Consider the following 14,638-nt stretch of genomic DNA (forward strand, 5'->3'; position numbering starts at 1 on the left):
CGTTTGTCACGCGCGACGCTACTGATGATGGAACAATAAATACAACGTATGAAAAAACGTATTCCCACTCTTCTGGCCACCATGATTGCCAGCGCCCTCTATAGCCATCAGGGCCTGGCAGCCGATCTCGCCTCACAGTGTATGCTGGGCGTGCCGAGCTATGACCGTCCTCTGGTACAGGGCGAGACTAATGAGTTACCCGTCACCATCAATGCCGACAACGCAAAAGGGAATTATCCCGATGACGCGGTGTTTACCGGCAACGTGGATATCGCACAGGGTAACAGCCGCCTGCAGGCCGACGAAGTACAGCTTCATCAGAAGCAGGCTGAAGGCCAGCCGGAGCCAATACGTACCGTCGATGCGTTGGGCAATGTCCATTATGACGACAATCAGGTTATTCTGAAGGGGCCGAAGGGCTGGTCCAATCTGAATACCAAAGATACCAACATCTGGGAAGGTGATTACCAGATGGTCGGCCGTCAGGGGCGCGGGAAAGCCGACCTGATGAAACAGCGTGGGGAAAACCGTTATACTATTCTGGAAAACGGTAGCTTTACCTCCTGTCTGCCAGGTTCCGATACCTGGAGCGTCGTCGGTAGCGAAGTTATCCACGACCGTGAAGAACAGGTCGCGGAGATCTGGAACGCCCGTTTTAAACTGGGTCCGGTTCCGGTCTTTTACAGTCCTTATTTACAGTTACCCGTCGGCGATAAGCGCCGTTCCGGTTTCCTGATCCCGAACGCAAAATATTCCACCAATAACTATTTTGAGTTCTACCTCCCGTATTACTGGAACATTGCGCCCAATATGGACGCCACCATCACGCCACATTATATGCACCGTCGTGGCGGGATCATGTGGGAGAACGAATTCCGCTACCTCACCCAGGCGGGTGCGGGCTTGATGGAGTTCGACTATCTGAATTCCGATAAAGTGTACGAGGACGAACATCCAAAGGATGACAATTCACGTCGCTGGCTGTTCTACTGGCAGCACGCCGGTGTACTGGACCAGGTGTGGCGTTTCAACGTCGACTACACCAAGGTCAGCGACACCAGCTACTTTAACGATTTCGATAATAAATACGGTTCCAGTACCGACGGCTACGCCACGCAGAAATTCAGCGTCGGCTACGCGGTACAAAACTTTGACGCTACGGTATCGACCAAGCAGTTCCAGGTTTTCGACGCACAAAACAGTAACAGCTACTCTGCCCAGCCACAGTTAGACGTCAACTACTACCAAAACGACGTTGGTCCGTTTGATACCCGTATTTATGGCCAGGCGGTCCATTTCGTCAATACCAATGACAACATGCCGGAAGCAACGCGTGTTCACCTGGAACCAACGATCAATCTGCCGTTGTCGAATAACTGGGGCAGTATCAATACCGAAGCGAAGCTGCTGGCAACGCACTATCAGCAGACCAATCTGGATTGGTACAACAACAACCCGAGTAACGTTAACAAGCTCGACGAGTCAGCCAACCGCGTCATGCCGCAGTTTAAAGTTGACGGCAAAATGGTATTCGAGCGCGACATGCAAATGCTGGCACCGGGTTATACCCAGACGCTGGAGCCGCGCGCGCAGTACCTGTACGTCCCATATCGCGACCAAAGTCATATCTATAACTATGACTCATCCTTGCTGCAATCTGACTACAGCGGCCTCTTCCGTGACCGTACTTATGGCGGTCTGGACCGTATTGCTTCTGCCAACCAGGTGACGACCGGGGTCACATCTCGCGTTTATGATGACGCTGCCGTTGAACGTTTTAATATTTCTGTGGGTCAAATCTACTATTTCACCGAGTCTCGCACCGGCGATGACAACATTAAATGGGAGAATGACGACAAAACGGGTTCACTGGTATGGGCGGGCGACACCTACTGGCGTATCTCCGATCGCTGGGGTTTACGCAGTGGGATCCAGTACGACACGCGTCTGGATAGTATCGCCAACAGCAGCAGCAGTATCGAATACCGTCGCGATGAAAACCGGATGCTGCAGTTGAATTACCGTTACGCCAGCCCGGAATATATCCAGGCGACTCTACCGTCTTACTACTCTACGGCAGATCAGTATAAAAACGGGATTTCGCAGGTGGGCGCGGTGGCAAGCTTCCCAATTGCTGAGCGTTGGTCGATTGTTGGCGCTTACTACTTCGATACCAACGTGAACAAAGAAGCAGATTCAATGCTGGGCTTACAGTACAACTCCTGCTGTTACGCCATTCGCTTCGGCTACGAGCGTAAGCTGAACGGTTGGGATGACAAACAGCAACACGCGATTTATGACAACACGATCGGCTTTAATATCGAACTGCGCGGTCTGAGCTCCAACTACGGTCTCGGCACCAACCAAATGCTGCGTTCGAACATTTTGCCGTATCAAAGCTCTTTATGATCTGATTTATTGATACCCAATGGATTTCGAGCTGCATTGAGGCGGCAACTGAGAGAATCCCCAAGAGCTTACATAAGTAAGTGACTGGGGTGAGTGACAAATCTGTCAGGAACAGATTTGAACGTCGCACAGCGACGGCCCATAAGGGCGAGTCTCATGGATGAGACGAGTAACTCAGCAGCCAACAAAAATGCGGCTTGAAAGACGAAGGGTATACTACGTAATCCGCATTGCGGTTAATTAATAATGGAAAAAGTATGAAGAACTGGAAAACGCTGCTTCTCGGTATCGCCATGATCGCGAATACCAGTTTCGCTGCCCCACAGGTAGTCGATAAAGTTGCAGCCGTCGTCAATAACGGCGTCGTTCTGGAAAGCGACGTCGATGGCTTAATGCAGTCAGTAAAACTGAATGCAGGTCAGGCAGGTCAGCAATTACCGGATGACGCTACGCTGCGTCATCAGATCCTGGAGCGTTTGATCATGGATCAAATCCTCCTGCAAATGGGTCAGAAGATGGGGGTGAAAATCTCTGACGAGCAGTTGGATCAGGCTATTGCCAACATCGCCAAGCAGAACAACATGACGCTGGATCAGATGCGCAGCCGTCTGGCACAGGATGGCTTAAGCTATTCAACCTATCGTAGCCAGATCCGCAAAGAGATGACCATCTCCGAAGTGCGTAACAACGAAGTTCGCCGTCGCGTCACTATCCTGCCTCAGGAAGTGGATGCCCTGGCGCAGCAGGTAGGCAACCAAAACGATGCCAGCACCGAGCTGAACCTGAGCCACATTCTGATCCCATTACCGGAAAACCCAACGTCCGACCAGGTTAACGCGGCTGAAAGCCAGGCGCGCTCTGTTGTTGATGAAGCGCGTAACGGTAGTGATTTCGGCAAACTGGCTATTACTTATTCCGCTGACCAGCAGGCGCTGAAAGGCGGCCAGATGGGCTGGGGACGTATTCAGGAGCTGCCGGGTATCTTTGCCCAGGCGTTAAGCACTGCGAAAAAAGGCGATATCATTGGCCCAATTCGTTCCGGTGTCGGCTTCCACATCCTGAAAGTCAACGATATGCGTGGCCAAAGCCAGAGCATCTCCGTGACTGAAGTTCATGCTCGCCACATTCTGCTTAAGCCGTCGCCGATCATGACCGATCAGCAGGCGCGTCTGAAGCTGGAACAAATCGCGGCAGACATTAAGAGCGGTAAAACGACCTTCGCGGCAGCCGCTAAAGAGTTTTCTCAGGATCCAGGCTCTGCCAACCAGGGCGGCGATCTGGGCTGGGCTGCAGCGGATATTTTCGACCCTGCTTTCCGCGATGCGCTGACCAAACTTAACAAAGGCCAGATGAGCGCCCCGGTGCACTCCTCTTTCGGTTGGCATCTGATCGAACTGCTGGATACGCGTAACGTTGATAAAACTGACGCAGCGCAGAAAGACAGAGCTTACCGTATGCTGATGAACCGTAAATTCTCGGAAGAAGCAGCAACCTGGATGCAGGAACAGCGCGCCAGCGCTTACGTTAAAGTTCTGAGCAACTAATGACTCGTGCTCAACGCGTTGTTATCACTCCCGGCGAACCCGCCGGGATTGGCCCGGACCTGGTGGTTCAGCTCGCCCAGCGCGCGTGGCCTGTAGAACTCGTTGTCTGTGCGGATGCAGCACTCCTCAGTGACCGGGCAGCGATGCTCGGTTTACCGCTTTCACTCCTCCCCTACTCTCCAGATACCCCAGCCAGACCGCAATCAGCAGGCACATTGACGCTGTTACCTATTGCGCTGCGGGCACCAGTTGTCGCGGGTCAGTTGGCGGTAGAAAACGGGCAATATGTGGTGGATACGCTGGCTCGCGCCTGCGATGGCTGTCTGCAAAGTGAGTTTGCGGCGCTGATCACCGGCCCGGTTCACAAGGGCGTTATCAATGACGCTGGCGTCCCGTTTACCGGACATACCGAGTTTTTTGAAGAGCGCTCACAGGCAAAGAAAGTTGTTATGATGCTGGCGACCGAAGAGCTGCGCGTTGCCCTGGCAACCACGCATTTGCCGCTCAGAGCCGTTGCCGACGCCATTACGCCCGCCCTGCTTCAGGAAGTGATCGGCATTTTGCATCATGATTTACGCACCAAATTCGGCATTGCCGATCCGCATATTCTGGTGTGCGGTCTAAACCCGCATGCTGGTGAAGGCGGACATATGGGAACGGAAGAGATAGACACCATCATTCCGGTACTCGATGAACTGCGTGCGCAGGGAATGAAATTAAACGGTCCGCTGCCCGCAGATACGCTGTTTCAGCCCAAATATCTCGACCACGCGGATGCCGTGCTGGCAATGTACCACGATCAGGGTCTCCCCGTGCTAAAATACCAGGGATTTGGTCGCGGTGTGAATATCACGCTGGGCCTGCCCTTTATTCGCACATCCGTCGATCACGGCACCGCACTTGAACTCGCGGGTCGTGGGCAAGCAGATGTCGGCAGTTTTATTACGGCGCTTAATCTCGCCATCAAAATGATTGTTAATACCAATGAATAATCGAGTCCATCAGGGCCATTTAGCCCGTAAACGTTTCGGGCAGAACTTCCTCAACGATCAGTTTGTGATCGAAAGTATTGTCTCTGCTATCAACCCGCAGAAAGGTCAGGCTATGGTCGAAATCGGCCCAGGCCTGGCGGCATTGACCGAACCAGTAGGCGAACGTCTGGACAAGCTCACGGTCATTGAACTCGACCGCGATCTGGCAGCACGCCTACAGACACACCCGTTTTTAGGGCCTAAGCTGACGATTTATCAGCAAGATGCCATGACCATGAACTTCGGCGAACTGGCACAAACGATGGGACAGCCGCTGCGCGTATTCGGCAACCTGCCGTACAACATCTCCACGCCGCTCATGTTCCATCTTTTTTCCTATACTGATGCCATTGCCGACATGCATTTCATGTTGCAAAAAGAGGTGGTCAATCGTCTGGTTGCAGGGCCAAACAGTAAAGCGTATGGTCGATTAAGCGTCATGGCGCAGTATTACTGCAATGTGATCCCGGTACTTGAAGTACCGCCTTCCGCATTTACGCCAGCGCCTAAAGTTGATTCAGCCGTTGTGCGTCTGGTCCCTCATACGACGATGCCGTACCCGGTTAAAGATGTTCGTGTGCTGAGCCGTATTACCACCGAAGCGTTTAATCAGCGCCGTAAAACGGTACGTAACAGTCTCGGCAACCTGTTTAGCGTTGAAGTACTGACAGAGCTGGGCATTGATCCGGCGATGCGAGCGGAAAATATCTCTGTCGCGCAATACTGCCGGATGGCTAACTATCTGTCAGAAAACGCGCCATCGAAGGAGAGTTAAACATGATCAATTCGCCCCGAGTGTGCATTCAGGTACAAAGCGTCTACATTGAGGCGCAATCCTCACCTGATGATGAACGTTACGTTTTTGCTTACACCGTAACTATCCGCAATTTGGGGCGGGCGCCTGTGCAGCTGTTGGGGCGTTATTGGTTGATCACTAATGGTCATGGCCGCGAAACCGAAGTTCAGGGTGAAGGCGTGGTTGGCGTCCAGCCCCACATCGAACCCGGCGAAGAGTACCAGTACACCAGCGGTGCGGTGATTGAAACACCGCTGGGCACCATGCAGGGTCATTACGAAATGATCGATGAACAAGGCATCGCCTTTACCATCGATATTCCCGTATTCCGACTCGCCGTTCCAACACTCATTCATTAAAACAATAACTATGGCGACATACCTTATTGGCGACGTTCACGGTTGTTACGATGAACTGGTAGCCTTGCTGCATCAGGTAGACTTTAATTCCGAAAAAGACACCCTATGGCTCACCGGCGATCTGGTCGCTCGTGGACCTGGCTCGCTGGACGTTTTGCGCTACGTGAAATCACTGGGCGACAGCGTGCGGTTAGTATTGGGTAATCACGATTTACACCTGCTGGCCGTATTTGCTGGTATCAGTCGTAATAAACCTAAAGACAGGGTCACATCGCTGCTCGAAGCACCAGATGCCGACGAATTACTTAACTGGCTCCGCCGTCAACCGCTGTTGCAGGTAGACGAAGAGAAGAAGCTGGTGATGGCGCATGCCGGTATTACCCCACAGTGGGACCTGCAGACGGCAAAAGACTGTGCTCGCGATGTTGAAGCCGTGTTGTCGAGCGACTCGTATCCCTTCTTCCTTGATGCGATGTACGGCGACATGCCCAATAACTGGACCCCGGAACTGACCGGGCTGGCGCGCCTGCGTTTTATTACCAACGCCTTTACCCGCATGCGTTACTGCTTCCCTAACGGTCAGTTGGATATGTACAGCAAAGAGTCACCAGAAGACGCACCTGCCCCGCTGAAGCCCTGGTTTGCCATTCCTGGACCTGTCAGTGAAGCATACAGCATTGCATTCGGGCACTGGGCATCGCTGGAGGGTAAAGGCACGCCAGAAGGTATTTACGCGCTGGATACGGGGTGTTGCTGGGGAGGCGATCTCACCTGTCTGCGCTGGGAAGACAAACAGTACTTCGTGCAGCCGTCAAATCGCCATCTGAATCTGGATCCTGGCGAAGCGGTCAACGCCTGATAGTCGTTTGCCGGATGCGGTGCTCGCACCTTATCCGGCCTACATTAGCTGGATGATAAGGCGTTTCGCCGCCATCCGGCACTTACAGTATTAACGACGTTCCAGAATCTCGAAGCAGTAGCTGTGAGAGTTTTGCGCGTCGGCATCGTGGAATTCACTGAACACCGATTCCCAGTCATCCGGTTCGTAGTCCGGGAAATGTGTATCCCCTTCCACTTCCGCATCAATGTGCGTCAGATACAGTTTCTGTGCTTTTGGCAGGAACTGCTCATACACACGCCCACCGCCAATTACCATAATTTCAGGTTCATCGCCGCAGGCCGCAATTGCTTCATCCACAGACTTCACCCACTGCACGCGATCGTCGGTGCCAGGCTTACTGCTGATGACGATATTTTTACGCCCAGGTAACGGTCGCCCGATGGATTCCCAGGTGTGGCGTCCCATGACAACCGGCTTGTTTAAGGTATTACGTTTAAACCAGGCGAGATCGGCAGGGAGGTTCCACGGCATGGCGTTCTCCATACCGATGACGCGATCTACCGCTAACGCCGCAATCAGACTGATCATTGAATATTTCCCGGATACAAAAAAATTGTCGCCACTATACGGAAAGCGCAATCTTTCGTCGACTGGCGGAAAGAGGATGAACAGGAAAATTTTCCGTTCTGCTGGCGAACCGACCTATTTAAGGTGGTACGCCAGCATTACAGTAGTTCAAAAACAGCCAATTAGCAGTAAAGTTTGCAGAACATCACATTTTTTACCCTATGCTGACGGTTTCACTTCCGGCTCATCGGCGACGTCGCCCGTATGCTTACCTTCATCCGTGCCTTGCCAGCCATGGCGTTGAATTAACGATAAGTGCTGACGATCTTCCGCAATAATTTCACTCAGCATTGCGCTGGTGCGTTTATAAACGGCCGCGCGGGAAGTCGCGTCATTTTCCCCTTTCACCATCTCCTCTACCATCATGGTATTGAATCGGCGGAATACGTCAGCCCGCTCACGTGCCTCATAGCGCCCTAGCCCGAGACCTTCCAGCGCCAGACGTCCGGTCTTCAGTGCACCTTCAAAGGTTTCACGTTCCGGCATATCCACGCCCGCCTGGCGCAGGCGGATGTAATGATCCACGTCGCGCGCACGAGCAATAATTTGCAGATGCGGGAAATGCTCTTTCACCATTTCGGTTAATTGCAGGCTGGTTTGCGGATCGTCAATGGCATTAATAATAACTTCAGCTTTCGCCGCCCCGGCAGACTCCAGCAGATCCATCCGGGTCGCGTCGCCATAGAAAACCTTCATCCCGAATTTACGCAGCGTTTCGATATGGTCCGGGTCATGATCAAGAACCACCATTTTGACCCCGCTCGACAACAGCAAACGACCGGTTATCTGGCCAAATCGCCCAAACCCGGCGATGATCACCCGCGGTTGCTCCTCATCGATTTCATCGGCTTCGCGCTCTTCTTCAGTCGCCGATTTTTCCAGACGCGTCAAAATCACCAGCAAAATCGGTGTAGCCGCCATCGACAACGCCACCGCCAGCGTCAGCGATTTCGCCCAGTCAGGATCGAGCACATTTGCCATTTGCGCCGCGCCAAACACCACAAAGGCAAACTCACTGCCCTGCCCTAATAATACGGCAAACCAGCGACGCTGCTTGTTCGGCACCTGCAACGGTTTCGCTATCAACCACAGCATGACGGTTTTGATAACCAGGAAACCGACCAGCAAAATGATAATGCGCAAGGGATTATCAATCAGCGTACCAAAGTCGATAGACATCCCCACACCGATGAAGAACAGCCCCAGCAGCAGTCCTTTAAATGGCTCAATGTCGCTTTCCAACGCGTGGCGATACTCAGAGCTTGCCAGCAGCACCCCGGCCAGGAATGCCCCCATCGCCATCGACAATCCAACCTCTTCCAACAGCAGACCGAAGCCAAACACGAGGAACAGCGCAACGGCACTAAATACTTCCCGCAGCCCCGAACGGGCGACAAAACGCAAGGCAGGACGTGTGACATAACGACCTAACAGCACCACCAGCACCAGTGCGCCCGCTACCTTAAGGGCAGACAATGCAAACGCCCCAAGCGTTGTTGATGCGCCACTCGCTGCCAGTAACGGAATCATCGCCACCAGTGGAATGGCCGCGATATCCTGGAACAGCAGCACGGCAAACGCGCTGCGGCCCATTTGCGAAACCATCAGGTTGCGTTCATTCATTGCCTGCATAGCGATGGCCGTAGAGGAAAGCGCCAGCGTCATGCCGATCAGCTCCGCTACCTGCCAGCGCAGGCCGAGGAACATACAGAACACACCAATCAGGCCTCCGCAGACCACCATTTGCAATGCGCCGCCGCCGAACACCGAGGCTCGCAGTTTCCACAAACGTTGCGGATCCAGCTCCAGACCAATGACAAACAGCATCAGCACCACACCGATCTCCGCAAAATGCAGGATGGATTCAGCGTCCGTCACCAGCCTCAGGCCCCATGGGCCGATAATGCACCCAGCGATGAGATACCCCAGTACCGACCCGAGTCCCAGCCGTACGGCGATGGGGACAATCAGTGCCGCCGATCCTAGATAAATCAGCGCCTGTATCAGCGTATGGCTATCCATGGTGTGCCTCCTGCCATTCCATCAGACGCTGTTTGTAGTGACGCGCCTGCGCTTGCAGGGTTTCATCATCACAGATAAACGTACAGTGCATCGCAAACGGCGGTAGCCATTTGAGGCCACAATAAAGTGCCGTCGCCTGTAAGGGTTGAGAAAGCACATCAAATCCTGGATGGGAGCCAATATCGAAGTGGTTTTCACCGCCGCCGGTCGTCACCGCCCACAGCAGGTGTTTACCGTGCAGCGCAGTACCGCCATGACCATACGCCCAGCCGTGCGAAAGGACTTTATCCATCCACAGCTTGAGTAATGGAGGTGTGCTATACCACTGCATCGGATGCTGCCAGATGATCAAATCAGCGCGTGCCAGCGCATCCTGTTCAGCGGCAATATCGATATTGAAGTCGGGGTAGAGCTGGTAGAGCGAGCGGATCTCCACGCCCTCCAGCGTCCTTGCCTGTTCAAGCATCCGCTTATTCGCATGCGAATGCTGCGGATAGGGATGCGCATAAATGATGAGGATCATGATTAGCCTGTTTCACTGCATTATTGTAATAACAGTGAGTTTAGTCACTTAATCCACAGGCTAACAGTCAATATTATTGAGTGGCTGAATGGAGAAAACTGAACTAGTTATCCAGTTCACTCATATCTTTAACCTGATCGCGGTTAATCTGTTCCGTCTTACCCGTTTGCGCATTTTTATACGACACCAGGCCAGTATCATCATCGACTTGCGGTTTGCCGTCAGTGACGATTGTTTTGCCATCGGTGGTTTTAACCGCCTGGTTTGAGGAACAACCGGCCACGGTAAACAGTGCTGCTGCGGTAAAAATTGAGGTGATCAGGATATGTTTTTGCATGGTGTTCTCCCTGCTTTTCAGTTGTTTTCAGTGATATACCCAGTTAACTGTAGGCTAACTGACTGAGTTGCAGGGAAAATACAGAACACTCCTAATAACTTGCCCTGGTCACGGGCTTACTGCGAATCGTCATTTGACTGGTTTGCGCCAGCGTCAGACCTCGCGTTTCCGGGGCGAAAGCGATGGACACAAGCAGGCCAATCAGCGAAATTCCTGCGCCCATCAGCATGACATTGCTGATCCCGTATTTGGTAATGAACACCGGCAGCGCCCAGGTTGAAACAATGGTGCCGATGCGGCTTAAGGACATAATCACCCCGACGGCAGATGCGCGAATGTCGGTAGGGAACAGTTCATTTGGGTACAGCCACTGAAGATTTCCCGGTCCCCCCGAGAAAAAGGCGTACACGGCAAACGCCAGCACCACCAGCCACGCTCCCATATCAGGAATTAACCCCAGCACGGCCAGCGCCAGCGTCATCATAATAAAGCTGCCAATTAACAATGGCCGACGGCCCGCGCTATTGAGCCAGAACATGGGCGGAATGCACCCCAGCATAAAGCACAGGCTTATCACCACATTGCCCAACGCCGCGCTTTTCCCGGCACCAAGCCCCAACAGTCCAACAATCTGCGGACCAAAGGTATAAATGGCGAACATCGGGATCACCTGACAGGTCCAGATAGCGGCGACAAACAGGACAAACGGGAAATGACGGCGGTTAAACAGCTGCAGGAAGCGAGTTTCTTGCGGCGCCTCTTCGTCGAACACCACCGGTTCGCCGAACAGTTTGATCATCATCGCTTCACACTCTTTCACCCGACCTTTACGCAGCAGCCAGCGCGGCGATTCAGGAAGATCGAAGCGCCCAATCAGGATCAAAATACAAGGGATCACCGCGCTGCCCAGCATCCAGCGCCATCCTCCTTCAACATCATACAGCCAGTAACCGACCAGATCGGCACAGGTGGCGCCGACATACCACATCGCGGCGATAAAACCGATGGAGAAAGCGCGCTGGCGGGTATTGGAGAACTCAGTAATCATCGAGGTAGCAATCGGATAATCGGCACCAATCACAATGCCGATCAGCACACGCATTACCAACAGCTCAATGGGTGAGGAAACAAACATGGTTGCCGCCGATATCACGCCAATGGCGATAATATCGATGATGAACATTTTGCGCCGCCCGACCTTATCGGAAATGTAGCCAAACAGCGACGTCCCCACAAACAGACCGGCGAGCGTGCCGGCCCCCAGCAGACCGATCCACTGTGCGTCCAGTTTCAATGCTGGCGTGAGCTGTTCCAGCGCCACGCCAATCATCACCAGCACATAACCATCCAGAAATGGCCCACCGCTTCCCCACAGCATTATCCGGCGGTGAATAGAGGTAAATTTGATGTCATCAAAGTTCCTGGGCTGCTGCATAGCGACTTCCTGTTTCAACACGGGCAAAGCGTCATCTGTAGGCCGGATAAGGCGTTTAGGCCGCCATCCGGCATTGGCGCCACATGATTGCCGGATGGCGACGCTACCACGTCTTATCCGACCTACGGGTGCACAACCTCGTACTTATTAGCCGTAGCGAAACTCCACGCCAAATGTCCCGCGCGGGTATTCCCACTTTTCCAGCGCTGTATCAAGTCCGAGAATGCGGCACGTTCCGCATTCCAGGCATCCGGCGTAATCAAAACGGACGCTGCCGTCGTCCTGCTTTTTATACAGTCCGGCTGGACAAGCCTTAATCAGTACTTCCAGCGCCTGTTTATCAGGATCGGTTTTGAGAATGATGTGCGGGCTGTCTTCATCCACATTGAACTTATTGACGCCCAGTTTGACGTCCACATTGACGGGAGATGTCATAATACGGTCACTCCTTTCAGGCCATCTTTCATCAGGTTGATGAAGCCCACTTTCTTCGCATGACGCAGGATTTTTTTGCGCATTGGCACCGGAGCAGAGCCATCTACGGTGAACAGGTCGCGCGCGATACTGACCGCCATTTCGGGATAGGCGGTAAACATGCGTGGGTTATCAAGGAAAGCGGGAAGCTTCTGATACATGCGCATATCGCGCATTGGACCATCATCGAGATGCTGACGGTATTCGCCCAGCGACTGTTTGCTGAAGTCGTCGCGCTTCATTGCGGAAAGCACCGTTTTCGCGGCCGCTTCGCCTGCAGATATGGCGAGATCCATACCGCGGATGGTAAAGCCGAGGTTCATACACATTCCGGCAGCATCACCGGCAATCAGCACACCGTCACCCACCAGTTCAGGCTGCATATTCATACCGGCCTCCGGTACGACGTGCGCGGCATATTCCACCAGCTTGCCACCGGCGATCAGTGGGGCAACCGCCGGATGCTGTTTGAAATCTTCCAGCATTTGTGGGACCGATTTTTTCGCGTCTTTCAGATGATGAAGACCGCAGACCAGCCCCAGAGAAAGTGTCGTTTCATTAGTATAGAGGAAGCCCCCGCCCATCAACCCATCGGTTGGCGAACCGGCAAACAGGCAAGCTGCACCTTCGTTCCCCTGTAACTGGAAACGATCTTCAATCACCGATTTTGGCAATTCGATCAGCTCTTTTACGCCAACGGCAACATGCGATGCCTCAACGCGCTTTGCCATGCCCAGTTTTTCTGCCAACAGAGAATTCACCCCGTCAGCGAGGATCACCACTTTGGCTTCCAGAATATCGCCGTCGGCTTCCACACCCACGACTTTGCCTTCGCGTTGCACAACGTTATCCACCCGAATACCGGTGATAAGCTGGGCTCCCGCCTCCTCGGCCTGCTCCATCAGCCAGGCGTCAAATTTGCTGCGTAAGACGGAATAAGAAACCTGCGACGATGCGGCCTCTTCACCATTGCAATAGTCGATGGTCATCGCCCCTTTGTCGGTCATAAAGGCGAGTTTTTCGTGGGTGATTATGCGTTCAATGGGGGCCTGCTCAGCAAAGCCGGGAATGATGCGTTCCAGGCTATGCGCATACATGCGCCCACCGGTGACATTCTTCGCGCCAGCAGAATTGCCGCGCTCGATGACCAGCACCTGTGCACCTTCCCGAGCCAGCACCAGCGCCGCAACCGAACCGGCCAGACCTGCACCCACGATGATGGCATCAAAGATATCTTCGGACATACGTACTCCTGTCAGTGGCAGGATACTTTCGCACCCTGCCCGAATGGTTTAACGCGCCAGAGCAGCCGTCAGCGCAGGCAGGATCTTCAGCGCATCGCCAACGATGCCAAAATCTGCGTACTGGAAGATCGGCGCATTTTTATCTTTGTTGATGGCGAAAATCGTCTGCGCGCCGTTGGCGCCGACCATATGTTGGATCTGCCCGGAGATCCCCACGGCCAGGTACAGTTCTGGCTTGAGCATCAGGTTGGAAATACCGACGTAGCGTTCGTGCTCCATCCACTTCTCGTTTTCCGCCACCGGACGTGAACAGGCCAGCTCAGCGCCAATCGCCTGGCACAGCGCTTCGGCCAGCGAGATATTTTCTTTGCTACCAATACCACGTCCCACGCTGACCACCAGACGGGCTTTGTCGAGATCGACGCTGTTGCTCTGACGCGCCTGCGTTGCCGTACGGGTCACAGCGATAGTCGGAGCCTGCCACTGGACGGTGTGTACCTCGCCGCTGTGAGCGGTATCCGGTTGCTGCGCGTCAAACGTTCCGCTGCTGAGAGTGATCACGGCAAACGGTGAAGCGATTGTTTCTGCTCCCATCGCCAGGCCGCCGTAGACCATATGTTTGACCGCCGCTTTTCCGTCCTGCACCGCGACTGCGCTGGCGTCGTTTGAGACTGCAGCCGACAAGCGAAAGCCCAGCTTTGCCGCTAACAGCTTGCCCCGACGCGTATTCGGCAGCAGCACCGCGCCGCCCTCGCTGTGCTGACGAATGGTTTCGGCCATCGCATCGGCGTAGTCTTCAACCATACGGTCTTCTGGTTTGCCGCTGAGCAGCCAGACATGATCTGCGCCTAAATGGCATGCCGCCGCGCTGTCCTCATCGCTGAGCACAAACGTGTTAACGTTTTCACCTAAAGCCTGCGCACCATTCATCAGTTCCGGCAGACGAGAAGGGGTATCGCTGAATACCCAGACACTGGAAAATTTGTTCATAACATC

Annotated in this window: 14 protein-coding genes; 6 read left to right on the forward strand and 8 right to left on the reverse strand. The window is 53.7% G+C overall.

Annotated elements, in window-relative coordinates:
• Positions 1-48 precede the first annotated feature (48 nt).
• The 6 genes from lptD to apaH all read left to right on the forward strand — a co-directional run bounded on the left by lptD (position 49) and on the right by apaH (position 6,998).
• On the forward strand, positions 49-2,409 hold the full coding sequence (gene lptD / locus SK35_RS20535; protein ID WP_048214959.1) for an LPS assembly protein LptD: 2,361 nt from the start codon (positions 49-51) through the stop codon (positions 2,407-2,409).
• Positions 2,410-2,666: 257 nt separating this feature from the next.
• Complete coding sequence (surA, locus tag SK35_RS20540) at positions 2,667-3,953, forward strand: peptidylprolyl isomerase SurA (RefSeq protein ID WP_003829603.1); 1,287 nt, start codon at positions 2,667-2,669, stop codon at positions 3,951-3,953.
• Positions 3,953-4,945: a 4-hydroxythreonine-4-phosphate dehydrogenase PdxA gene (pdxA, locus tag SK35_RS20545; protein WP_048214960.1), complete on the forward strand. Its 993-nt coding sequence runs from the start codon at positions 3,953-3,955 to the stop codon at positions 4,943-4,945. Before surA ends, pdxA begins: the two co-directional genes overlap by 1 nt.
• Positions 4,938-5,759, forward strand: a complete 822-nt coding sequence (gene rsmA, locus SK35_RS20550) for a 16S rRNA (adenine(1518)-N(6)/adenine(1519)-N(6))-dimethyltransferase RsmA (protein ID WP_003829609.1) — start codon at positions 4,938-4,940, stop codon at positions 5,757-5,759. Before pdxA ends, rsmA begins: the two co-directional genes overlap by 8 nt.
• Positions 5,760-5,761: 2 nt before the next feature.
• Entirely contained in the window at positions 5,762-6,139 is a 378-nt protein-coding gene (apaG, locus tag SK35_RS20555; protein WP_003018867.1) for a Co2+/Mg2+ efflux protein ApaG, read from the forward strand.
• A 10-nt stretch (positions 6,140-6,149) separates the two neighbouring features.
• Positions 6,150-6,998, forward strand: a complete 849-nt coding sequence (gene apaH, locus SK35_RS20560) for a bis(5'-nucleosyl)-tetraphosphatase (symmetrical) ApaH (RefSeq protein ID WP_003829612.1) — start codon at positions 6,150-6,152, stop codon at positions 6,996-6,998.
• Between the two features lie 90 nt (positions 6,999-7,088).
• Here the strand turns inward: apaH and folA are convergent, their stop codons facing one another.
• The 8 genes from folA to SK35_RS20600 all read right to left on the reverse strand — a co-directional run bounded on the left by folA (position 7,089) and on the right by SK35_RS20600 (position 14,632).
• Positions 7,089-7,568 carry a type 3 dihydrofolate reductase gene (folA, locus tag SK35_RS20565; protein ID WP_003018873.1) on the reverse strand — a complete coding sequence of 160 codons (480 nt, stop codon included), beginning with the start codon at positions 7,566-7,568 and terminating at the stop codon, positions 7,089-7,091.
• A gap of 198 nt (positions 7,569-7,766) precedes the next feature.
• Entirely contained in the window at positions 7,767-9,629 is a 1,863-nt protein-coding gene (kefC, locus tag SK35_RS20570; RefSeq protein WP_003829616.1) for a glutathione-regulated potassium-efflux system protein KefC, read from the reverse strand.
• A complete protein-coding gene (gene kefF / locus SK35_RS20575; RefSeq protein ID WP_003829618.1) occupies positions 9,622-10,152 on the reverse strand; it encodes a glutathione-regulated potassium-efflux system oxidoreductase KefF in 531 nt (176 codons plus the stop codon). The genes kefC and kefF overlap by 8 nt, the downstream gene beginning before the upstream one ends.
• A 103-nt stretch (positions 10,153-10,255) precedes the next feature.
• Complete coding sequence (locus SK35_RS20580) at positions 10,256-10,489, reverse strand: YgdI/YgdR family lipoprotein (RefSeq protein WP_003018880.1); 234 nt, start codon at positions 10,487-10,489, stop codon at positions 10,256-10,258.
• 91 nt (positions 10,490-10,580) lie between these two features.
• Entirely contained in the window at positions 10,581-11,924 is a 1,344-nt protein-coding gene (locus SK35_RS20585; protein ID WP_020996234.1) for an MFS transporter, read from the reverse strand.
• A gap of 147 nt (positions 11,925-12,071) precedes the next feature.
• Positions 12,072-12,359, reverse strand: a complete 288-nt coding sequence (gene fixX / locus SK35_RS20590) for a ferredoxin-like protein FixX (protein ID WP_000203736.1) — start codon at positions 12,357-12,359, stop codon at positions 12,072-12,074.
• Positions 12,356-13,642 (reverse strand): FAD-dependent oxidoreductase, encoded by a 1,287-nt coding sequence (locus tag SK35_RS20595; protein WP_003018887.1) that lies wholly within the window; start codon positions 13,640-13,642, stop codon positions 12,356-12,358. The genes fixX and SK35_RS20595 overlap by 4 nt, the downstream gene beginning before the upstream one ends.
• 48 nt (positions 13,643-13,690) lie before the next feature.
• Complete coding sequence (locus SK35_RS20600) at positions 13,691-14,632, reverse strand: electron transfer flavoprotein subunit alpha/FixB family protein (RefSeq protein WP_048214961.1); 942 nt, start codon at positions 14,630-14,632, stop codon at positions 13,691-13,693.
• Between the last annotated feature and the right edge of the window lie 6 nt (positions 14,633-14,638).

It is taken from the genome of Citrobacter sp. MGH105 (genome assembly GCF_001037485.2).
GTDB lineage: Bacteria > Pseudomonadota > Gammaproteobacteria > Enterobacterales > Enterobacteriaceae > Citrobacter > Citrobacter portucalensis.